Origin of the sequence: Neptunomonas qingdaonensis (assembly GCF_900113275.1) — a bacterium.
GTDB lineage: Bacteria > Pseudomonadota > Gammaproteobacteria > Pseudomonadales > Balneatricaceae > Neptunomonas > Neptunomonas qingdaonensis.
Window position 1 is genome coordinate 248,487 of sequence record NZ_FOOU01000005.1, and the last position, 22,992, is coordinate 271,478.

The following is a 22,992-nucleotide window of genomic DNA, read 5'->3' on the forward strand; positions in this document are numbered from 1 at the left end:
TTTTATGACAGCAATGAATATTATTCCCCAGCTTATTTTAAAGGAATAACCAATACTGGTTTTTGAGTATGATGCATCACACGGTTCGCGGTAGAACCCAACAGGAACTGCCCTACTGAGGAATGCGTCCGGGTTCCCATGACGATAAGGTCTGCACCAATCTCATTTGCTACTTTAAGAATCACCCGGTCAGCAACACCCTCTTCTACACGCGGAATAATTTGCCCTTCCTTCATGGCTTCAGTCGCATCCAGTTCGGTTTCGCAAAAACTTTCAATGCGTGATATCAGTTTATTTTTAAGATTTATAACACTGCTATCATGCATCTCATTTAAGTCTGCATCATTCATCATGGTTTTAAGAATACTGCGGGCTGTCGCGCTTAAGGGTTCAATCACATGCAGGAAGGTAATGGTTGCATCGTAGTGGCCGGCCATACTGACCGCCGCCCGGAACGCTGGACGAGATCCTTCTTCGATATCAGAGGCATAAAGAATAGTTTTAACATCAGGTAACATAATGGCACCTCGTTTTTTAGATGCTGACGCATAATTGGAATAGAGTAAAAAGGGTGCAAAAGCACCCTTGTATCGTCGTTATCGATAGAGCAGCTCAGGTAGGTAGAGCGATATGGGTGCGACCAGTGTAATCAGTATCAAGCGTAGAATATCCACACACCAGAATGGCGTTACACCTTTAAATATCGTACTGGCTTTTACATCACGCAGCACGGCACTCAACACGAAGACGTTCATACCTACTGGCGGTGTGATCAGACTAATCTCTGTTACCACCACCACTACAATACCAAACCATACCAAATCGAAACCAAGACTTTGCACCAACGGGAAGAAGATCGGAACCGTCAACAGCAGCATTGATAAACTCTCAAACACCATGCCCAGAACAACATAGATCATCAGGATGACCACGATAACCATCATCGGCGGCACATCCAGTCCTGAGACAAATGTCAGCATATCTGCAGGCAAACCCGCGCGGTTAATAAAGTTAGAGAAGATCAATGCACCGATAACGACTGAAAACAGCATGGCTGTAGTACGCGCCGTATCGGTGAGAATGTCATACAAACTGCCAAACGTGAGAGATTTACGATACAGAGCAATCGCAAAAGCACCACCGGCACCCACACCCGCCGCTTCTGTCGGTGTAAATACACCCAGATAAATTCCACCCATAACAACAGCGAAAAGTATCAGCACGCCCCAGACGCCATTCAGGGCTTCAAGACGCTCTTTCCAGGTAAACTTCTCGCCGCATGGGCCATTTTCTGGCTTACGCCAAACGACATAGCGTACCGCAAAAAGGTAGAACACAATGCCCAACATCCCCGGTATAAAACCGGCGGCAAATAATTCACGAATACTGGTTTCTGTTAGTAGTCCATAAATAACAAGAATGACACTCGGTGGAATCAAGATACCTAAGGTGCCACCCGCCGCAATAGAGGCGGTAGCCAGAGAGTCAGCATATCCGTATTTACGCATCGGAGGCATCGCCACCTTTGCCATGGTAGCTGATGTTGCCAGGCTGGAGCCGCAAATAGCTGAAAAGCCACCGCATGCCACAACCGTTGCCATGGCTAAACCACCTTTACGATGCCCTAAGAACGCATAAGAAGCCCGATATAACTCCTGAGAAAGCCCTGATTTGGTGACAAAGTTTCCCATCAATATAAATAACGGTATTACCGACAGGCTATAATCCTGAGCCGTATCAACAATCCGCTTAGCCGCCATACTAAGAGACGGTGTCCAATTAAAGTCTGAAATATTGCTAAAGCTAAGCCCTTGCACATAAGCAAAGCCAAGGAAGCCAACGATACCCATCGAAAAAGCGATAGGAACGCGGACGACAACGATAAGAATCAGCAAAACCGCAAAACCGTATAACGCAATTTCCATACGTAAGATACCTATAACGTTAAAGGTGAATGAAAGGGAAAGTTAGTCACGATCCTGAGTGAGGATATGGTAGATACCATAGGTCATCATTAGCGCCGCCGTTGCCCAGCTCATAAAAGCGATATACTGAACGATCAAACCAACCGGAATTTCTAATAAGTCAGTAACCTCTCCACGCCTTAAAGAACGATCTGCAAACTCAAAAATTCTTACGCCTACGTAATACAATGATCCGGACATGAGCAACGCCGAGAGCAACGTTAGTGCTTTAACCACCGTATTACTCCAGAAAGTATCCAGAATATCGACCACGACGTGACCGCCGCGCCATGTAACAATAGGCATCTCTGCAAAGACAAGAATAGCGATACCAATCTCCGTCAACTCCGTTGCTCCATCAACAGAATTGTCGAAGAAAAACCGACCAAAAACATCAGCACACGTCAGCATCATCAGGAAAAACAATGTAAGAGCAGCCACTAATTCAAGAGCAAAGGCCAGCCATTGGACTGGCCCTTTCTCGTCATAGTGCGCTGTTAGCCAGGCACTAAATCCCATTGCAATACTCCTTACTTAGCGTAGCTTTGGGCAATATTGCGCATCTCTTCAAGCGCTGCTTTAGCATCAACATCACGATCAGCGACACTTTCAAGCCACTCTTCATCCATGCCTTTTACCAGCTCACGAAATTCTATAGCCATCGCACCATCAGCGGCTACTTCCGTCACGGTTACACCATCCTCTTTTGCAGCCTCTACACCTTCTATATCAGCGACATCCCATGCAGCACCTGCCATGGCGGAGAGTTTTTCACCGGAGACAGAGATAATCGCTTCACGATCTTTTTCGCTCAACCCTGCCATAAAGTCAGGATTGATAAACATTGCAAAGCTTCCCAGGTACATACCCCCTGGCAACATCACTACATGTTTTGCTACTTCTTTCAGGCGTTGCGACTTCTGCTCACTCATTGGGATAAATACCCCATCGATAACACCCTGCTGCATCATTTCATATACTTTTGTAGCCGGTGCGCCAACAGCGGTAACACCCATGCGATCACCTAACACACCCTGTACACCACCACCTAAACGGATTTTTTTAGATTCAAGGTCTTTCAGGCTGGTAACAGGACTTGTCGTATGAATCTGGCCTGGCCCATGAGTAAACAAAGCCAGCAGTTCGAGGCCGTCATGCTCATTAGCTTTTGCGAAGTATTTATTATGAACACGCCAGTGAGCAACAGAAGCCGCTTCAGCATTAGATCCCAGCAATGGCTGTTCAATACCCTGGGTTAGTTTGAAACGACCCGGCACATAGCCGTGGTAACTAAAGCTTGCATCAACGGCACCATCTTCGACTAACTCAAACATGGTTTTTGGGTGACCAATGTCATACTCCATCTCAACCGTGACGCGGCCTTCTGTCGCCTCTTCAACCCATTTTGCCCATGTAGGCCAAACGACAGCATTTTGCGCATGTGTTGGCGGTAGCCAGCTACCTACACGCAATACAGTATCGGACATCGCAGCAGTAGAAAGTGACATACCCAGTGTTACGGCACCGGCGACTTTAAGGAAGTTTCTTCTTATCATTAGTTTGCTCTCCTGGCTTAAGTGATCGCTTTTTTAGTAAGCGAACTATTTTTATATAGCTTTTATTATTAGTATCTTTGTTAACACGCCTTTCATCAGAATTATTTCCAGCACTTACATTCGCTACAAACATCGCAACAAAAAGAGATTTCTTGTATCAAGTATTCACAGTTATCAGACCATGAAATTGATATTCATCAAAAGATACCTGATTTTTCTAAGGGAATAACCTAGTGCTTTTGCAGAAGATTATTTCCTTTTTGGAAATTGTTTTTCAACTTTTCAGCCCTTGTGCTGCTATATAGCTGACAATTCACCACTCCAGACTTATCCGAATAAATTAATGCTCTCAATCTCACGAAATGACACAAAAAAACATAGTGTAGTAGAAAATAGTGTATCACGTAGGCAATGTCAATTACTGTCGCTCTAGTCAATTGGGTTAACAAACACCCTTTCAGCCCTGCAGGTCCCCTCTGTATTCAATTCATCTAAGAGTTTGACTACACGTTTCATCGTGATACGGAATATCAATTTATTAATACTTACGTGATATAATAATTTAATGAATAAACTCAAATGCATAGATGAACTCATTGAAGAGTTTCAAAACCAACGCCCGATTCGCGGCGGCTCACTTATCATTACTATTTATGGTGATGCTATTGCCCCTCGTGGCGGCTCTGTTTGGCTAGGCAGCCTTATTCGTCTTCTTGAGCCACTGGGGTTAAATCAAAGATTGGTGCGCACTTCTATCTTTCGTTTAACAAAAGAAGGCTGGTTAACATCTAACCAAATAGGACGACGCAGTTATTACAGCCTGACCGACTCTGGCCGTCGTCGTTTTGAAAGTGCTTTTAAAAGGATCTATGCAGAGCTCTATCCAGAATGGCACGGTAAATGGGATTTACTCATCACGACCCAACTGGACAATGAATTACGAAAAGTTCTTAAAAAAGAGTTTGAATGGCAAGGTTTTGGCAACATCGCACCGGGAGTCATGGCGCATCCGATGTCTGATCTTGTTGAGATCAATAATACGCTGCGAGAATATTGCGTGACCCACGAAGTCATCCATATGAAATCGGAGCTACTTGACAGCCATTCATCCGCATCACTCAAACAGCTAGTTCATGAATGCTGGAATCTTGAGCAGTTATCAAAAGACTACCAGGCGTTTCTTGATCGTTTTCGTCCCATACTACGCGTTCTGGATAGCTGCAACAGCACTGATCTGGATCCTGAACAATGCTTCATGTTAAGAACCTTGTTGATTCAACACTATCGCCGCCTGCAACTCAGAGATCCTCGCTTACCTGAGAAGTTGCTGCCTACAGATTGGGTAGGTACTTCTGCACGTGTATTATGTAGAAATATTTATCGTAAGATTTTTCTGCAAGCAGAGGCATTTCTTTCAGAAACACAAGAAACCGCTGATGGAATGCTGCCAGAACCAGCCCCTCATTTTTATAAACGGTTCGGCGGTCTTTCTACTCCCGTATGACAATATTCTGATCAGAAAGCCCTTTTGTCTGATCTGTGATTTTTATCTCCTGGATAGCCGGAGCACAAATGGTTCAAATCGCAATTATAGGTAGCGGCCCCTCTGGCTGCTATGTTGCCGACATACTCGCTAAAAAAATACCCGACTCACAAATAGATCTTTTTGATAAGCTTCCAACACCGTTTGGACTTGTGCGTGCGGGCGTCGCTCCGGATCATTTACATACGAAAAATATTACCCGACAATTTGAGCGTCTTTTGTCCCGGGAAAATATTCGTTTTGTAGGTAATATCAACCTCGGAACAGATCTTAGCTACACCGAGCTTAAACAGCACTATCACATTATTGTTATCGCTAGCGGCGCTCCACTCGATAACAAATTGAATATCAAGGGAGAAAACCTCAATGGCGTTTATGGCGCTGGAGAGATCAGCCGCTGGTACAACGGCCATCCTGACTCTGCTCATCTAAACCCGCATTTTTCAAATGCAGTGGCTATTATTGGCAATGGTAACGTCGCGCTGGACATCGCACGCATCCTCTCTAAACAGCACCAGCAATTGATCAATAGCGATATGCACCAACAAGCGCTGGCACATCTTGATAGCGCTTGCATCAAAGATATTTACCTTATTGGACGCCGCAGCGCAGCAGACGCCAGCTTCACCTCGGCTGAACTACAAGAACTCCTCTCGTTGCCAAACATTGCAGCCGCCATAGATTCTGATCAAATCCCTCAGCTGTTGCCCGATCATATAGAAGAAGGACAACGTCGTAATGCCGAAAAGAACCTGGCTCTTCTACGTGCTTTAAATACATCAACACAACCATCAACAAAAGCATTGATTCCAACATTGGTGGACGGTAAAACGCGTTTACACTTTATCAATTGCGCCTCAGCGGTTTCGATCAGCGGCGAGAACAATCAAGCAACGACTCTACATCTGGTGAAAAACCATCTGGAAGGCGCTACGGCGACGCCTACTGATGAGTACATCTGTGTTAATGTCGACACGGTTATCTCTGCAATAGGATTTCAATCATTATCCATACCAGACATTCCTTTCGATTCGGCCAAAGGGATTTTTTTACATCAACACGGCAAAATTGAATCAGGCGTGTACGCTACGGGTTGGTGTAAACGAGGTTCGCATGGAGTGATACCCGCCAACAGGGTTGATGCGGTCAACCTCGCCAAAACGATTATTGCAGACTGGGAACATACTGTTCTGCCCCCACATAAAACAGGTTTTTCCGGTATATCTACACTCTTGGATAACCATAATATTAAACCTGTCAGTTATAATGACTGGCTGATAATAGATCAGGCTGAAATTAAGCGAGCAACACAAAGTAAACCGCGTGAAAAATTCACGTCAGCTACTGAAATGCTCGCCTTAGTTAATAAAAGTTAAGTTTTACACGGCCTTTATCATCTATTTTACGATAACTCACTCCGATAACTCACAGAAGATCAGAATCTTATGCCTTTATCCCCCGCTGCTAACAGAATCCTACAACATACGCGTACCGTTATCTGCAAAGGTTATCGTCGTGAAGACGGTCTATGGGATATTGAAGGACATCTCGTCGATGTTAAAGATCACGATATCACCTCAAAAGAACGCAATGATGGAAAAATTCCGGCAGGTGAAGCCATTCATGACATGGCATTGCGCATTACTATTGATCTTGATTTAAACATTGTAGACGCAGAAGCCAGTATGGACTTTACACCTTTTCAATACTGCAAAGGCATTTCTGAGGCCTATAAAAAACTGATTGGCTTGCAGATAAAACCGGGTTTTACTAAACAAACAAAAATACTTTTCAGCGGTGAGAATGGCTGTACTCACTTATTAGAATTACTCGGGCCTATCGCCACATCTGCTTATCAGGCAACCTATCAAGACCGCGAAAAAGAAGATAACTGGACTGCCGGCAACAAACTTCCAGACGTAATGAATACTTGTCACAGCTGGAGTCAGAAAAGCCCTGTCGTGCAAAAGCACTGGCCACATTTTGCTAAATTCGATGAATAATAAATTCACCGCTACTTTCTTGGCTACTTTTTTTGGCTAAAAACGGAGACTGATATGGATCGCTATTTTGATGACTTCACAGTGGGTGATACCTTCGCCGCTCAAGGGTTTACTTTAAGTGAGGGTCAGATACTGGATTATGCTCTCACCTATGATCCTCAACCCTTTCACATTGATACCCAAGCCGCCTCAGAAAGCGTATACGGTGGGCTCATCGCCAGTGGTTTTCAAACGGTTTCTCTTTGCTTTCGAATGTTGGTTCAGACGCGTATCTTCGAAACGGTAAGCATGGGTGGTCCAGGCATTGACGAGTTGCGCTTTATTGCGCCAGTCAGACCCGGAGATACTATTCGGCCAGAAATGGAAATCATTGATATGATTCCGTCAAAGTCGAAAGCAGACAGAGGCATTTTAAGAATAAAATGCAGAGGCTTTAACCAACATCGCAACGAAGTCATAAGCTTTATTGTTATTATGATGGGAAGACGGAAGCTTGCTTAACCCTGTGTAATAGAGCCCTGCCACATATCTTCACATAGCAGCATTCAACAGGACCATCTGATCCGCAAAAAAGCCATTGATGGGATGAGCATCAATAGCTTATAGGTACACAGGCTAGCGAACAGACGGGAGGACTAGCCCTCCTCTTTAATCTGATAAAGCGGCTTCACATTAACATCAATTTCTAGACGTTTGCGGTCAGGCTCAACCGTAGTCAATGCTTCCACTTCACGCATGGTTTTCAAACTCCGCACGGCCAGATCCTGATACTGTGCCGTTCCCTGAGATTTCCATTGGATCTCTTTATCGGAAAGTTGCCGAATAATTTTAGCAGGAGAGCCCGCCACTAAGGTACGATCAGGCACTTCAAATTTTGCTTTAACGAACGCCATCGCAGCAACGATAGATGACTCACCAACCACCGCTCCATCCATTATCACAGCATTCATACCCACCAATGCATTCTTTTTAACAACACAACCATGCAATACTGCGCCGTGTCCGATATGACCATCCTCTTCCACCACGGTATCGCTGTTTGGAAAACCATGCATAACGCAAGTGTCTTGTATATTCGCTCCCTCTTTAAGCACTAAGCGCCCAAAATCGCCACGCAAGCAGGCGGCAGGACCGACATAACAACGCGGTCCAATAATGACATCGCCGATGAGCACAGCAGTTGGATGCACATAAGCAGTAGGATCAATAACCGGCGTTACACCATCAATTTCGTATACTTTCATTCTGTTCTCCACACCCGGTAATCACGATAAATGTTTCGATTATAAAAAAGGGGCTGCTCGAAACCCACTAGCAATCCCCTTTTATAACGGAAATAAATACATGAATACCAGTATTTATTAGCCAGATCTAATTTTAATGCATCCAGACTACTTCATCGACTACGCGTGACGGCGACTCTGCACCACACGGAAACGATTCGCCACAAAGGCCAAGTCAGACAAGCAGGCATTCGCTGCAGGGTTACAACCGGTTGCATGGAAGTCGCTGTAAGCCGCACTCTGGTTAACAAATACACCGCCGGTCAGGTTGCTGCTCAGCGCAACACCACCGTCCAACGCGGCCTCTTCTATCTGCTCCTGAACGCTCTCGTTCGTGGTGTAACACCCGAGTGTAATCGCGCCATGCTGTTTGACGGCCTCTGTCGCCAGTGCGATCGATTCGGCGGTACTGTCTGTTTTGACCACAAAGCTGATCGGACCAAACAGTTCCTGCATGTAGGTGTCTTGCTGATCGGCATCAATGCTCATCAACAAAGGGGAACGTAACCGTGCATTCGGAAAGTGCGGATGCGTCAGGGCTTCAGACTCACGCAGCACCTTGCCGAGTGTTTTGCTGTTGTCGATACGCTCAGCCGTCACCGGCGCCTGAATCGCCCCCAGTACCATGGCCGCGCGTTCCGGATCAGAGAGGAATTTGCTGACAGCGGTGGCGATATCACTGGCGACGTCATCAAAGCTTTTATGCCCCTGGTCGGTGTCAATACCGTCTTTGCTGACAAAGATATCCTGCGGGGTGGTACACATCTGGCCGGAATAGAGGCTCAGGGTGAAGGATAAGTTACGCAGCATGCCTTTGTAGTCGTCTGTGGAGTCGATAATCACGGTGTTCACACCGGCTTTTTCGGTATACACCTGTGCTTGTGTGCAGTGCGTTTCTAACCAGTTACCAAACGGGGTGTTGCCGGTAAAGTCGATCAGTTTAATCTCTTCACGTGCGGCCAGTGCGGCGGTGCCGGGTTTGCTGGCGTCTTCATCAATCACCATCGACACGATGTGAGCAGGCAGGCCGTTTTCGCTGAGGACATCCTGTGCAATTTTGACGCTGATCGCGGCGGGCAGAATGGCAGCCGGATGTGGTTTTACAATCACCGGGTTGCCGGTAATCAGGTCGGCAAACATGCCGGGGTAAGTGTTCCATGTCGGAAAGGTTGAACAACCAATCACCAGGCCAATACCCCGGCCGACGGTGGTGAAGGTTTTGTTCAGGACTAACGGGTCTTGTTTACCCTGCGGTTTGGTCCACACCGCGCTTTCGGGTGTATGCATCATGGCCGTATAGCCATACGCGACCGCTTCGAGTCCACGGTCTTGAGCATGGGGGCCACCGGCCTGAAATGCCATCATGAAACCCTGCCCTGAGGTATGCATCACCGCATAGCCGATCTCAAAGCTGCGTTTGTTGATACGTTCGAGTATTTCCAGACAGATAGCGGCACGGCCTTGCGGGCCAATGTCACGCCAGGCTTTACGTGCATCCTGCATGGCAGGTAGTAACTGATCCAGATCCACCCGCGGGTATTTGACGTTAAGCTCAATACCATAAGGTGATACTTCAGAGCCCGCTTCACCGACGATACCCGGCATATCCAGCGCAAAACTCTGGTTGAGATAGCTTTTAAACGCCGCTTCGCCATCGGCATTGGCGGTTTCGCCATAGGCACGCGGGCTGGGGTTTTCTGGATAGGGCGTCCAGTAGTCACGGGTTTTAATGGCATTAAGGGCGGCGTTCAGTGTGTTCTGGTGCTTGTCTAGTAAGGTAGCAAGCTGGGGCGTCATCACGTAGCTCATGAGGATTCTTTGTCCTTGTTCTTAGGGGGCTATTTTTTTATATATTCTTTATATTTTCTTTGTAAGCTCTTTAAAGATAGATGAACCATACACCAAAGTTTATGATACATAAAGAACGTCTTTAGTTATAAATATTGTATCCCTTTGTAGTTTTGGTTAACCTTAGGCAATAACAATACGAGAGATAACGAGAAAAAGGCGCCATTGCATGCACAATTATCAAGATATACTTGTCGATGAGCCCCAGTCCGGGGTGCTTACCATCCGGCTAAACAGGCCTGAAGCTTACAACGCGCTTCGCACCCAACTACTTAAAGAGTTGGCCGAGGTTCTCGACCAAGCCGCTGACGATAGCAATATAAATGCAGTCATTATTACAGGAAGTGATACTGTTTTTGCCGCCGGAGCCGACATTAAAGAGATGGCATCTCTGGATGCCGTCGGTGTGATGAACGACCCTCGCCCGACCTACTGGCGCCGCATAGCCCTCTTCCCTAAACCTATTGTTGCTGCCGTTAATGGTTTTGCCTTAGGCGGCGGCTGCGAATTGATGATGCACTGCGATATTGTTATTGCAGGAGACAACGCGCTATTCGGCCAGCCAGAAATCAATCTTGGCATCATTCCGGGCGCTGGCGGAACCCAACGCCTTATTCGCACCATCGGCAAATCAATGGCAATGCAGATGGTGCTGTCAGGTGAGTTTATATCCGCTCATCAGGCCCTGTCTTTCGGGCTGGTCAGCGAAGTTACTATTCCTGAAAGCTCTCTTCAACGTGCCACCGAGCTGGCACGTAAAATTGCTACCAAGCCTCCTATTGCCGTTAGACTCGCCAAAGAAGCCCTATTAAAGGCTTACGAAACGACACTGGATAGTGGTCTGAATCTGGAACGAAAATCCTTCACTTTATTAGCGGCGACTCAAGACCGTAATGAAGGGATCTCTGCTTTTATGGAAAAACGCCAACCGAACTTCACAGGAAAATAACACCATGTCTTACGAAACCATCGAATTTACTATTTCTGAAGGCGTTGCCGTACTTACACTGAATCGCCCTGACAGCCTGAACAGTTTCAATGCGCAAATGCACTCAGAAGTTAAGAGTGCGCTTAAAGAGGTTAAGAAAGATAGCTCTGTACGCTGCCTGCTGTTAACAGGTAATGGCCGTGGGTTCTGTGCAGGACAAGATCTAGGGGACAGAAATGTTGCACCGGGAAGCGCTCCACCCAACCTCGGCGAATCCATAGAAAAAAATTATAGCCCTATGCTGCGTACCATTCGTAGCTTAGAGATGCCGGTTATCTGTGCAGTCAACGGTGTCGCTGCCGGCGCGGGTGCCAACATCGCTTTTGCGTGCGATATCGTGTTGGCGGCCAAATCAGCGTCGTTCATTCAGGCATTTTGTAAAATCGGATTGATCCCTGATTGTGGCGGTACCTGGACATTACCTCGTTTGGTTGGCCCTGCTCGCGCCATGGCGCTTTCCCTTCTTGGCGATAAGATATCAGCAGAACAAGCAGAACAGTGGGGCATGATCTGGAAATCAGTTGAGAACGAATCCCTACAGGATGAAGCGATGGCGATGGCACAACATTTTGCCAGCCAGCCTACTAAAGGCCTGGCGCTGATTAAACGTGCTATTCAGGCATCAGCAAATAATACATTTAATGAGCAACTGGATCTGGAACGTGATTTGCAAACCTTAGCAGGTCGCACGGATGATTATCGTGAAGGCGTGGCTGCTTTTATTGGAAAACGTAAACCAGCGTTCAAAGGACAGTAACCATGAGTAACATTAATTCTACTGCAGTGATTGGTGTGATTGGCGCCGGCACTATGGGAGCGGGTATCGCTCAGGTTGCTGCAAAAGCAGGTCATCCGGTACTGCTATATGATGCATTTGAAGGCGCAGCGCAGCGAGGTGTAGAGGGTGTAGCCAAAGGACTGAGCAAACTGGTTCAACGCGGAAAAATGCAACAAAGTGATGTAGATGCACTGCTATCACGTATCACAGTAACCGACTCTTTGGACGGCTTCGCGCCAGCCCGCGTCGTTATCGAAGTGATCGTTGAGCGCCTGGATATTAAGCAATCTGTTTTTGCTCAACTGGAAGAGATCTGCACAGACGATACGATTCTGGCGACCAACACCTCTTCCATCTCTGTGACGGCGATTGGCAGCAAGCTGAAACGTCCACATAATTTAGTCGGTATGCACTTCTTCAACCCTGCTCCGATCATGAAACTCGTAGAAGTAATTAGCGGTTTGGACACTGATAAAGCCGTGGCTGATGCTATCTATGATTTATCAGCGAGCTGGGGAAAAAGCCCGGTTCGTGCTAAATCCACACCCGGTTTTATTGTTAACCGTGTCGCCCGTCCATTTTATGCGGAGGGTTTACGCGTACTTCAGGAAGGCGCTGCTGATGAAGCAAGCATCGATGCGATTGTTCGTGAAGCCGGTGGATTTCGCATGGGGCCATTCGAACTAATGGATCTGATCGGCCATGATGTTAACTTTGCGGTGACTTCATCCGTCTTTGCAGCCTTCTTTAATGACCAACGTTTTCTGCCCTCGTTGATTCAACAGGAATTAGTCAGTGCCGGTCATTTGGGAAGAAAATCCGGGAAAGGCTTTTATGACTACAGCGAGCAGGCAGAAACGCCAACAATCAAAACAGAAGCGCCAGCTCCTGCACCTCGTAACGTCACCATTGAAGGCAATCTTGGTGTTGCTGAACCGCTGGTAGCACTCATTGAAGCAGCCGGCATTAAAGTAAGCCGCATCCAGGAAGGCTTTGGCGCTATTTTAATAGGGGATACCACCTTACAGCTGACCAATGGACAAATGACAACCTACCGTGCTGATATTGCTCGTAGCAGTAATCTGATTCAGTTTGATCTGGCTCTGGATTATACCAAAGCTACGCGTATCGCGTTGGCTCCGGCTGATCAGGCAAGCCCCGCTGCCGTACTAAAAGCCATTGGGCTTTTTCAGGCAATCGGTAAAAACGTCACCGTTATTGATGATGTTGCCGGCATGGTTGTCATGCGCACCGTTGCGATGCTCGCCAACGAGGGTTATGACGCTGTTAACCAGCAAGTATGCTCTGAAAGCGATGTTGATGTAGCCATGAAAGGCGGCGTTAATTATCCATTCGGTCCGATAGAATGGGCAAAAAGTGTCGGGCTGGAGCGCATTATGAACGTCCTGGATAATCTGGCGAAGAGCTATGGTGAAGACCGCTATCGCACCTCCCCCCTTATCCGCCGTAAAGTTGCCGGAGCTAAGTCATGAGCAAGGCCCCCCACAAAACGCCCGACATGACAGCCGATCAGCTGGCACACGCGTGCAGCATAGCCATGCATGAAAATGACCACGCTGCGAAAGCGCTGGGGATGGAGATTATTGAGACACGTGCAGGTTTTGCCCATCTCGAGATGGTCGTACGCAAGGATATGCTCAATGGCCATGCCATTTGCCACGGCGGGATGCTTTTCACTTTGGCCGATACCACCTTTGCACATGCCTGCAATAGCTATAATAAAGTCACTGTTGCCAGTGGTTGCACTATTGATTTTGCAGCACCTGGCTTTGAAGGTGACCGCCTGAAAGCTATCGCAGAGGAACGCCATCGCAAAGGCCGCACCGGTGTTTACGACATCACTGTTTACAATCAGAAAGATCAAGCCCTCGCTTTTTTCCGCGGCAAGTCTCACCAAATTAATGGCGTCCTCGTAGACGACTCAGAAGAATCTGCTCTACATGGCACAAAGGAGAATAATTCATGAAAGATGCATTCATATGCGATGCTGTCCGTACCCCTTTCGGTCGCTACGCCGGAGGCTTGGCACCTGTACGTCCCGACGACTTAGGTGCTGTTCCGATTAAAGCACTGATGGACCGCAACCCAAATGTTGACTGGAGCACTGTCGAAGACATTATTTACGGCAACGCTAACCAGGCTGGCGAAGACAACCGTAACGTCGCACGTATGTCTGGGTTGTTAGCGGGTCTTCCTGTCGCTGTGCCAGGCACGACTGTTAACCGCTTATGCGGTTCAGGTATCGATGCCATCGGCATGGCGGCTCGTGCGATCAAGTCGGGTGAAACTGAACTGATGATTGCCGGTGGTTGCGAGTCAATGTCGCGTGCACCTTTTGTCATGGGTAAAGCAGAATCAGGTTTCAGTCGTAATCCTAATGGCCTTTACGATACAACGATCGGCTGGCGTTTCATTAACAAAAAGATGAAAGAGCAATACGGCGTAGATTCTATGCCTGAGACTGCAGAAAACGTCGCAGAAGAATTCAACATATCGCGCGAAGATCAGGATCTTTTCGCATACCGCAGCCAACAGAAAACAGCTGCGGCCATGAAAAAAGGTCTCTTTAAAGAAGAGATAGTAGCGGTTGTCATCCCACAGCGAAAAGGTGATCCCATCGTTGTCGATACCGACGAACACCCACGCGCATCAACGACACTGGAAGATCTGGCTAAGCTAAAAGCGCCCTTCAGAGCCGGCGGTTCTGTCACAGCAGGTAATGCTTCTGGCGTGAACGACGGTGCATGCGCACTATTGATAGCCTCTGCAGAAGCGGCGAAAGCCAATGGTCTGACGCCTAAAGCACGTATCGTAGCGATGGCTGCAGCGGGTCTGGAACCTCGCATTATGGGCTTTGGCCCGGCACCGGCTACGCGTAATGTACTGAAAAAAGCAGGTCTTACTCTCGATCAGATGGATGTTATTGAGCTTAACGAAGCGTTTGCTTCACAGGGCTTAGCCGTTATGCGCGATTTAGGCCTGGCTGACGATGCTGCCCACGTTAACCCGAACGGCGGAGCCATCTCTTTAGGCCACCCCCTTGGCGCTAGTGGCGCTCGCTTAGTGACAACCGCTATGTATCAACTTCACCGTACCGGTGGTCGTTATGCATTGTGCACTATGTGTATAGGCGTGGGGCAAGGTATAGCCATGATTATTGAGCGCGTTTGATTCCCAATATAACAATTATAAAAGAGTGTTAACGCTTAGGCAGCTATCTGGCTTTAGCCCTGAAGATTGCCAAAGAACTGACAAAGAACAACAGGATTATAAAAAATATGTCTATTGAAAAAACCCGCAGCGGCTCGCTCGATGATATCGAAATGGCGAGCATTGATGAACTACGCGCATTACAGCTCAAGCGAATGCGTTGGAGTATTGCGCATTGTTATAACAATGTTCCTGCTTACCGTAAAATGTGTAAAGACAAAGGGGTTCATCCGTTTGATCTGAAAAAACTGGAAGACTTAAAGCTCTTCCCATTCACCCAAAAAGATTATTTGCGTAATAACTACCCGTTCGGAACCTTCGCGGTTCCTAACCGCGATGTTGTTCGTATTCATGCGTCCAGCGGAACCACCGGTAAGCCTACTGTAGTCGGTTACACGCAGAACGATATCGATACCTGGGCTAACGTTGTGGCGCGCTCCATCCGTGCGGCTGGCGGACATCACGGCGATAAAGTCCATATCTCTTATGGATACGGTTTATTTACCGGCGGGATGGGTGCCCATTATGGGGCTGAACGCCTCGGTTGCACGGTTATCCCAATGTCTGGCGGTCAGACAGAGAAACAAGTACAGCTGATGCAGGATTTCGACCCTGATATCATCATGGTAACCCCCTCTTATATGCTTAACCTGATTGATGAAATGGATCGTCAAGGCGTTGATCCGCATAAACTTTCATTACGTCTGGGTATTTTCGGTGCAGAGCCATGGACTGAAGAGATGCGTAAAAACATTGAAGCACGCCTGGGCATAGATGCTCTGGATATCTACGGATTATCAGAAGTCATGGGCCCGGGTGTTGCTCAGGAATGCCTTGAAAGCAAAGACGGCCCGACCATTTGGGAAGATCATTTCTACCCTGAAATCATCGATCCAAATACCGGTGAGGTATTACCGGATGGGGAATACGGAGAGCTGGTCTTCACCTCTCTGACCAAAGAAGCGCTACCGATTATTCGTTACCGCACACGCGATCTGACGCGCCTGCTACCCGGTACCGCCCGTCCGATGCGCCGTATCGATAAAATCACAGGCCGCTCAGATGACATGATGATTATTCGGGGCGTGAACGTATTCCCTACGCAGATAGAAGAACAGATTCTTAAAGTTTCTACTCTGTCTCCGCATTATGAGATCATTGTTACTAAAGAAGGAAACCTGGATAAAGTTGAAGTTAAAGTTGAGATGACGCCTGATGCCCGCGATGCTGATCAGCTCGCAGCAACCAAAGAACTACAACATCACATTAAAGCCGTGGTTGGAATCAGTACGCGCATCACTGTTGTAGATGGCGGCTCTATTCCTCGTTCTGAGGGCAAAGCCAAGCGTGTTTTCGATAAACGCAAAGACGGCTAACTTTAATTAGCCAAACCATCTGTAAAAGGCCGTGATATACGGCCTTTTTTAATTCTATGTGACCCATCCTAAATAGGGTTGTTAATACCCGCCTTTATAACGTATATTATATTCACATCTTTTAAGAAATACTCTTATGCAACTGAGCCGATTCACAGACTATAGCTTACGCGTACTTTTCTATGCGGCCATTAACAATGACCGTCTCACTACATTATCTGAGATAGCACAATTCTATGATATCTCTATCGAACATCTGCGTAAGGTTGTTCACGCGCTGTCTAAATCCGCTTACCTGAAGACGTTCCGCGGCAAGAACGGAGGGATTCAGCTAGGCAAAGATCCTGCTGATATCAACATTGGCCTTGTCGTTGCCCAAACCGAAGGGCTCAGGCCCATCATAGATTGCGAACATCATTCCTGCCGTTTGACAAATTTTTGCACACTACAACCTATTCTCAATAAAGCAAAAAATGCTTTTATGGACGTTCTCAAAGAACATACACTCGCTGACCTCATCGCTAATAAGCCTATGCGCCAGGGACTTATTGGCTCGGATATAACGACACCTGAACGGCCGGCTAAACCGGTTAACTAAACCGGTTTATATGCTGAGCACTGGTCATAACCCCTCATGTGTATTCAGCTTGTTAGCTCTGCTTTTTATCCCGGCTGTGTGAGTCTTCGTTTTGTAGAAAATGAGGCCTGATCAGTTCATAATCCTGCCCTGCAACATATGCCCCTTTATAGCCATCTACCCGATGTATTGATTTGACGGCCGTTCCTGTGACGTCTAACCACGAACGGTGTAATTCATCTCGTTTTTTTTTGCTCGTGCCCTTATTCATGTAACCACCCCTGCTATGACTCATCAAAATAAAATTGTACTGAAAACAGCGTCAAATAATAAAATGTATTTACAAAACATTTTATATATGAATAATAGGTACATATCAAATACATTTTAATAATCCGAATCATCACTTACACACTTTGATAACAGAAAAGGCAGCCCATGAGCATCTTCGATTCTGAAATATTCGTATTAGTCTGTGTGATCCTAATGATCTTGTACAAATTCTGGTCTGTCTGGACGGTGTCCAAACAATCAAAGGCATCCCGCGAAGGGAAAATGATTTTTATTGGTTTGATCAGTGGTGCGACTGTTTTTGGCGTCATGGCCAAGCTCTATATCAGCATGGCCATGAGTCTTACCTAGCAGACTGTCGGGCTTAAATAAAAGCCTTAAACTGCAAGTTCAAGTTTGACCGCGGACACCAATACGCCATTATTATCGGCATAAACATAATGGCCAGGCTTGAACGTAACACCACCAAAGGTTACATCAACATTCAGATCACCCAAACCACGCTTATCTGTTTTCATAGGATGTGCGCCCAGCGCCTGAACACCCAGGTCCAACCCACCAATCGCATTTACGTCACGTATACAGCCGTTAATAATGATGCCTTCCCATTCATTTTTTTCAGCTTTTTCAGCAAGCATATCGCCCAGCATAGCACGGCGCATGGAGCCCCCCCCGTCTACCACCAGCACTTTACCTTTACCGGGTAAAGCAACCTGCTCACGCACTAGCGAGTTATCTTCGAATGCTTTAATGGTGACTATTTCACCACCGAAGGTTTCACAACCACCAAAATTACCAAACATAGGTTCAACTACTTGCACCAACTCCGGAAATTGATCACATAACTCGGGTAGTAAGTCTTCCACATTTCTCTCCTTAATTTTCAAATAACCTAAAATACTAAAGCTAAAACAGCAGCTTACAAAACACTTCTCAAAACCAGCTGTAAAAAGTCACGCTAAAAATATCACTGAATAAAATTCTTGAATGAATTCCTCTGAATAAATAGCGCTATTTTATTACGCAAGGCGATGTTTACAACACCACTTTGATCTGTATGTGATTTTTAACAACATAAATACATGCTTATCGATTATTTAAACATTTGAACGTGAATCTTTCCCGCTTTCAGCGCCTTTTTCTAAAGTTCAGCTAAAATGAGTCGATAAAGAAAGATATAACCGACTAACAAACCGGAGGCCCACCATGATTGGCACTCTGCACTCTCACAGTTCTTTCACTCAACAAAGCTCCCAGACAAGCTTTCAACAAGCAACGTCCAGCGGAAATTCTCCTGAAGCGGCCAGCCAGAATACGGTGCTTAACAGGCTAGCCAGTAACATTCCGGGAATGAGTACAGGTGACCTTAAAACGCTGAGTGCAGACGACTTCTCGCCTGAGAAGGTCGCCAGTCGTATTGGTGATTTTGTAGCACAGGGACTGGAAGCTGCGCGTCGTAGCGGTCGCTCCGAAGAAGATATTCAAAAGATGTATAACGCGGCCGTTGATGGCGTTAAGAAAGGCTTTGAGGAAGCACGCGAAATTCTCGATGGCTTAGGCGCGTTAACGGATAGCATCTCATCGAATATTGACCAGACTGAAGACAAGACAATGGATGCCCTCAGTGCTCTGGAGCCTGGACAGCAAACACCTAAAGATGCTCAAGTTTCCCGGCTGATGGCAGCTGAACGCTATCAGGAAGCCGAAACACTGTCGTTAAAAGTAAAAACACAAGATGGTGATGAAGTCACCATTAGTTTTTCTAAAAGCAGCCAATACGAAGGTTCATTCGGCATAGAAAAAGATCAGCAAGGCAACTCCCAATCACTCTTCAACATTAGCCGCAATGAAAGCAGCGCGTATAAATTTTCAGTTGAGGGTGATCTGGATAATGACGAAATCGACGCACTGCAAAACCTGATTAAAGATGTGAACGAGATATCAAACGAGTTCTTCGATGGCGATGTCCAAAAAGCATTTGATATGGCCAGCGAGTTCCGTATGGATAAAACAGAGTTGTCGTCCATGAACCTGCGTCTGACTCAATCGGAACAGCATAGTTCGATTGCTAAATACACCGATGTAGAAAATATGCAGAACTCAGGCATCAACTCTGATATGAACCCAAGCAAACGCTTAGGTCATATGATGCACAACATGCATGGCGCCGCTGATAGCCCTAAACTGGGCTTTATGCAAGATGCTTCCAGCTTTAGCCGCGAGATGTTATCGACATTAGTGACTCAGGATATCCGTTACCGTGATTCAGATGAACCCGAGAAAGCACGTTATAACGCCAATCTGGAGAGTATGAACAATATTCTTGCCAGCCAGCAAAGCGCTTCGGTTGAGGCTGAGCAATAACCCGCTATTAACCGACTCCTTCCACCCTCGTTATTCAGGGCCCTTGCGGGCCCTTTTTTTATATGGAGTTTTTAACGACTCGCCCGAATTAAGTCCAGTAATGCCTGTGCAGGATGCGGAATCTGTTTGTCATCCATACGCTTCACCTGGCTACGACATGAATACCCTGTCGCCACGAGCTGCCCTTTTGTGTCTTCTGCATTCACCACGTCACGCCAGCTAAGGTCATAGATCTTTTTCGAGGTAGCCAGGTTTTCGGCCTCATGACCATAAGTTCCAGACATGCCACAACACCCCAGCGCTTGAACATTGAGTGTTTGACCCAGCGCCGAAAAGATCTGTTGCCATTGTTTGATTGAAGGTGCCGCCGATGTTTTCTCGGTACAGTGCGCCATCAGCGTAAATGTACGCTCGGGCAGCCCGGCAGCTTTAGCTGAGATCAGCGCTTGCTGTGTGACCAACCATTCCTGAATCAGGTTAACGGTGGGTAAGCGATCAACCGCTTGCGTATACTCCTGTCTATATGTGAGTGTCATCGACGGGTCGACGCCAATCAACGGAACACCACTCTGATCCAATGCGCGTAGCATGGAAGCATTCTTAATAGCCGCTTTTTCAAACGCCTGCATAAACCCATGGACATGCAGAGGCTTACCGTTTGGCATAAAAGGTGCCACCATGACATTAAAGCCCAATTCTCTGAGTAACTCGATCAAATCCAGTACCAGCTGTGTTTCAAAGAAGCTGGTGAAGGCATCCTGAACGATAATCACAGACCTGCTTCGCTTCTCTGCATTCATTGCTCCAATCAGCTCTACGCTGGCGAACTCAATCCCTTTTTCTTTTAAGCCTTTAACCAGCGTATGTTTACACACAACGGGGCTATCAACCATGCCCACGTATTGCTTAAACAAGCGCTTGATTACGCGGTTCTTCATCGCCCAATTGTAAGGCGCCGGGAACTTAGCGATGGCAGGCATCATAAACTCCAGACTGCCAACCATGTAATCTTTCGCAGGTCGCAGGTAACGACTGTAGTAAACTTCCAGAAAACGTGCTCTGAAATCGGGCACATTCACTTTAATAGGACATTGCCCCACACAGGATTTACAGGCAAGGCAGCCCATCATGGCTTCGTGGACTTCGTGTGAATAGTCGTATTCACCCTTTTGTTTTTTAAAGGTATTCTTGATTTTATCCGGCAGAGTTTTCAGATACGAACTACGCTTCACACGGCTACTCATATCCGTCAGATCGACATCCTTTTCAGACATCAGACGCAACCATTCACGTATCAGTGAAGCACGGCCTTTAGGGGAGTGTATGCGCTCACGTGTGCCTTTCCAGGAAGGACACATCGCATCATTCGGATCATAGTTATAACAAGCACCATTGCCGTTACAGAACATCGCTTCATTGTAAGTTTGGCGTGTTTTAAGCGGGATTTGACGATCAAGCTGACCACGTGTACCTACGCCGTCAATTTTTAACAGTTCCGCTCCGTCGATTAATGGCGTAGCAATCTTACCCGGGTTGAGTTGGTTAAGCGGATCGAAAACGCCTTTAATACGCTGCAACTCAGGATAAAGCTCACCAAAAAATGCCGGCGAGTATTCAGAGCGCACGCCTTTACCATGCTCACCCCATAGCAAACCATGGTACTTCTGAGTAAGTGCGACCACCTGATCAGTAATCTCCCGAACCATTGATTCCTGCACTGCATCTTTCATATCAATAGCGGGTCGCACATGTAGTACACCCGCATCCACATGACCAAACATACCGTAGGCTAAACCATGACTATCCAGCACGGCGCGAAACTCCATGATAAAGTCAGCCAGGTTTTCCGGAGGTACCGCGGTATCTTCTACAAAAGGAATGGGACGCTCCTGGCCGCTGGCATTACCGAGTAATCCCACCGCTTTTTTACGCATACCCCAGACTTTATTAATCTCAGTAGCACCATAGACGACAGTAAAACCAAAGCTCTTACCCGCCGCGCCGGCAACGGCTTCCAGATGCTGTGTCAGCTTTTCAACACGGGCTTGTAATTCCGCCTCATCGTCTGCGGTATATTCAACCAGATTAATGCCCAGTGTTTCCGGATCGCCCTCTTTCTCCGGAAAATAATCTTTAACCGTGTCCCAAACGATATCACCCATCGCCAAATTAAGTACTTTTGAATCGATGGTTTCGATTGATGTCGGGCCCCAATCCATTAACGCTTTGGCATCTCTGAGCGAGCTTTCAAAGCTGTTATATTTAACATTAACGAGCGCCGCAAACTTCGGAATCGGCAGTACATTCAGTTTGGCTTCCGCAATAAAGGCAAGCGAACCTTCTCCTCCGCACAAAACAGAATTAAGGTTAAAGCGTCCTGACTCATCTCTTATATGCGCCAGGTCATAACCGGTTAAACAACGATTGAGTTTCGGAAACTTTTCTTCAATCAACGCTTTTTTATCGGTATAAATTTCATCAATCAAGCGATGAATTTCACCCACCCGATCCTGCCTCAACTTGAGGGAGGCCAGCTGATCGTCTTCCAGTGGCAAAGAATCCCAGACGGTGCCGTCTAACAATACGCTTTTAAGTTCGAGCACATGATCCCGCGTCTTGCCGTATAAACAGCTGCCCTGTCCACTGGCATCCGTATTGATCATTCCGCCGACCGTAGCGCGATTACTCGTGGACAACTCTGGTGCAAAAAACAAACCATAGGGCTTCAGTGCAGCATTCAGCTGATCCTTAACAACGCCCCCTTCAACTCTTACCCAACGCTCTTCCTGATTAATTTCAAGAATACGATTCATGTGTTTAGAAACGTCTACAATCAGGCCATCCGTTAATGATTGCCCGTTGGTGCCGGTACCACCACCACGGGGGGTTAAAACGATATGATTAAACGCCTGCTCAGATGACAACTCGGCAATCAACACCAGATCAGCCAGGGATTTAGGATAAAGAACACCTTGCGGTAACACCTGATAAATACTGTTATCGGTCGATAATGCAATACGGTTGGCATAATCCTGATTCAGCTCACCTGCAAACCCTTTATCCTTTAATGCATGGATAAAAGACAGATAGTGGGTTTGGGTTGTTTCAACAGTGGATATTCTGGGAATCATGAGGGTAATCACATCTGGTTTGTTTTTAATTGCACTATGATGCAGAATCATGATTAATC

General features: G+C 46.8%; 22 protein-coding genes. 13 read left to right on the forward strand and 9 right to left on the reverse strand.

Features of this window, described 5'->3' with window-relative positions; translation table 11 throughout:
• Nucleotides 1-32: 32 nt before the first annotated feature.
• From BM099_RS09745 to BM099_RS09760, 4 genes are all read right to left on the reverse strand, one after another.
• A complete protein-coding gene (locus BM099_RS09745) occupies nt 33-518 on the reverse strand; it encodes a universal stress protein (RefSeq protein WP_090727344.1) in 486 nt (161 codons plus the stop codon).
• Between the two features lie 78 nt (nt 519-596).
• On the reverse strand, nt 597-1,925 hold the full coding sequence (locus tag BM099_RS09750) for a TRAP transporter large permease (RefSeq protein ID WP_090727347.1): 1,329 nt from the start codon (nt 1,923-1,925) through the stop codon (nt 597-599).
• A 42-nt stretch (nt 1,926-1,967) separates the two neighbouring features.
• A complete protein-coding gene (locus BM099_RS09755) occupies nt 1,968-2,483 on the reverse strand; it encodes a TRAP transporter small permease (RefSeq protein WP_090727349.1) in 516 nt (171 codons plus the stop codon).
• 11 nt (nt 2,484-2,494) lie between these two features.
• On the reverse strand, nt 2,495-3,520 hold the full coding sequence (locus BM099_RS09760; RefSeq protein WP_090727352.1) for a TRAP transporter substrate-binding protein: 1,026 nt from the start codon (nt 3,518-3,520) through the stop codon (nt 2,495-2,497).
• Between the two features lie 565 nt (nt 3,521-4,085).
• Between BM099_RS09760 and paaX the strand changes: the two genes are divergently transcribed.
• From paaX to BM099_RS09780, 4 genes are all read left to right on the forward strand, one after another.
• Nucleotides 4,086-5,024, forward strand: coding sequence for a phenylacetic acid degradation operon negative regulatory protein PaaX (paaX, locus tag BM099_RS09765; RefSeq protein ID WP_090727355.1), 939 nt, complete (start codon nt 4,086-4,088; stop codon nt 5,022-5,024).
• 68 nt (nt 5,025-5,092) lie between these two features.
• Nucleotides 5,093-6,439, forward strand: coding sequence for an FAD-dependent oxidoreductase (locus BM099_RS09770; protein WP_090727358.1), 1,347 nt, complete (start codon nt 5,093-5,095; stop codon nt 6,437-6,439).
• A gap of 69 nt (nt 6,440-6,508) precedes the next feature.
• Nucleotides 6,509-7,066, forward strand: a complete 558-nt coding sequence (locus tag BM099_RS09775) for a DUF2889 domain-containing protein (RefSeq protein ID WP_090727361.1) — start codon at nt 6,509-6,511, stop codon at nt 7,064-7,066.
• A gap of 54 nt (nt 7,067-7,120) precedes the next feature.
• Nucleotides 7,121-7,567 (forward strand): MaoC family dehydratase, encoded by a 447-nt coding sequence (locus BM099_RS09780; RefSeq protein WP_090727363.1) that lies wholly within the window; start codon nt 7,121-7,123, stop codon nt 7,565-7,567.
• A gap of 134 nt (nt 7,568-7,701) precedes the next feature.
• On the opposite strand, the gene paaY is transcribed toward BM099_RS09780, so the two are convergent.
• Nucleotides 7,702-8,310: a phenylacetic acid degradation protein PaaY gene (gene paaY, locus BM099_RS09785; RefSeq protein WP_090727366.1), complete on the reverse strand. Its 609-nt coding sequence runs from the start codon at nt 8,308-8,310 to the stop codon at nt 7,702-7,704.
• A gap of 159 nt (nt 8,311-8,469) precedes the next feature.
• Entirely contained in the window at nt 8,470-10,146 is a 1,677-nt protein-coding gene (paaN, locus tag BM099_RS09790) for a phenylacetic acid degradation protein PaaN (RefSeq protein WP_218150142.1), read from the reverse strand.
• A 220-nt stretch (nt 10,147-10,366) separates the two neighbouring features.
• Here paaN and paaF point away from each other — a divergent pair, with 220 nt between their 5' ends.
• The 7 genes from paaF (at nt 10,367) to BM099_RS09825 (ending at nt 17,168) form a co-directional block, all read left to right on the forward strand.
• Nucleotides 10,367-11,146, forward strand: a complete 780-nt coding sequence (gene paaF / locus BM099_RS09795; protein ID WP_090727373.1) for a 2,3-dehydroadipyl-CoA hydratase PaaF — start codon at nt 10,367-10,369, stop codon at nt 11,144-11,146.
• A 4-nt stretch (nt 11,147-11,150) separates the two neighbouring features.
• Nucleotides 11,151-11,942, forward strand: a complete 792-nt coding sequence (paaG, locus tag BM099_RS09800; RefSeq protein ID WP_090727375.1) for a 2-(1,2-epoxy-1,2-dihydrophenyl)acetyl-CoA isomerase PaaG — start codon at nt 11,151-11,153, stop codon at nt 11,940-11,942.
• Between the two features lie 2 nt (nt 11,943-11,944).
• Nucleotides 11,945-13,456: a 3-hydroxyacyl-CoA dehydrogenase PaaH gene (gene paaH, locus BM099_RS09805; RefSeq protein WP_090727377.1), complete on the forward strand. Its 1,512-nt coding sequence runs from the start codon at nt 11,945-11,947 to the stop codon at nt 13,454-13,456.
• Nucleotides 13,453-13,950: a hydroxyphenylacetyl-CoA thioesterase PaaI gene (gene paaI / locus BM099_RS09810; RefSeq protein ID WP_198064127.1), complete on the forward strand. Its 498-nt coding sequence runs from the start codon at nt 13,453-13,455 to the stop codon at nt 13,948-13,950. Before paaH ends, paaI begins: the two co-directional genes overlap by 4 nt.
• Nucleotides 13,947-15,155, forward strand: a complete 1,209-nt coding sequence (gene pcaF, locus BM099_RS09815) for a 3-oxoadipyl-CoA thiolase (protein ID WP_090727380.1) — start codon at nt 13,947-13,949, stop codon at nt 15,153-15,155. The genes paaI and pcaF overlap by 4 nt, the downstream gene beginning before the upstream one ends.
• Nucleotides 15,156-15,262: 107 nt before the next feature.
• Nucleotides 15,263-16,570: a phenylacetate--CoA ligase PaaK gene (paaK, locus tag BM099_RS09820; RefSeq protein ID WP_090727383.1), complete on the forward strand. Its 1,308-nt coding sequence runs from the start codon at nt 15,263-15,265 to the stop codon at nt 16,568-16,570.
• 136 nt (nt 16,571-16,706) lie between these two features.
• Nucleotides 16,707-17,168 (forward strand): RrF2 family transcriptional regulator, encoded by a 462-nt coding sequence (locus BM099_RS09825; RefSeq protein ID WP_090727385.1) that lies wholly within the window; start codon nt 16,707-16,709, stop codon nt 17,166-17,168.
• Nucleotides 17,169-17,220: 52 nt separating this feature from the next.
• On the opposite strand, the gene BM099_RS09830 is transcribed toward BM099_RS09825, so the two are convergent.
• Nucleotides 17,221-17,418, reverse strand: coding sequence for a hypothetical protein (locus BM099_RS09830; RefSeq protein WP_090727388.1), 198 nt, complete (start codon nt 17,416-17,418; stop codon nt 17,221-17,223).
• A gap of 215 nt (nt 17,419-17,633) precedes the next feature.
• Between BM099_RS09830 and BM099_RS20430 the strand changes: the two genes are divergently transcribed.
• A complete protein-coding gene (locus BM099_RS20430; protein WP_177201137.1) occupies nt 17,634-17,789 on the forward strand; it encodes a hypothetical protein in 156 nt (51 codons plus the stop codon).
• Nucleotides 17,790-17,815: 26 nt separating this feature from the next.
• Here BM099_RS20430 and rraA read toward each other — a convergent pair whose 3' ends face one another.
• Nucleotides 17,816-18,304: a ribonuclease E activity regulator RraA gene (gene rraA, locus BM099_RS09840; RefSeq protein ID WP_090727393.1), complete on the reverse strand. Its 489-nt coding sequence runs from the start codon at nt 18,302-18,304 to the stop codon at nt 17,816-17,818.
• A 340-nt stretch (nt 18,305-18,644) separates the two neighbouring features.
• Here rraA and BM099_RS09845 point away from each other — a divergent pair, with 340 nt between their 5' ends.
• The gene (locus BM099_RS09845; RefSeq protein ID WP_090727396.1) at nt 18,645-19,802 is read left to right on the forward strand and encodes a DUF5610 domain-containing protein; all 1,158 of its coding nucleotides are present in this window, start codon (nt 18,645-18,647) and stop codon (nt 19,800-19,802) included.
• A 71-nt stretch (nt 19,803-19,873) separates the two neighbouring features.
• On the opposite strand, the gene ydiJ is transcribed toward BM099_RS09845, so the two are convergent.
• Nucleotides 19,874-22,933, reverse strand: a complete 3,060-nt coding sequence (gene ydiJ / locus BM099_RS09850; protein ID WP_090727520.1) for a D-2-hydroxyglutarate dehydrogenase YdiJ — start codon at nt 22,931-22,933, stop codon at nt 19,874-19,876.
• Nucleotides 22,934-22,992 lie beyond the last annotated feature (59 nt).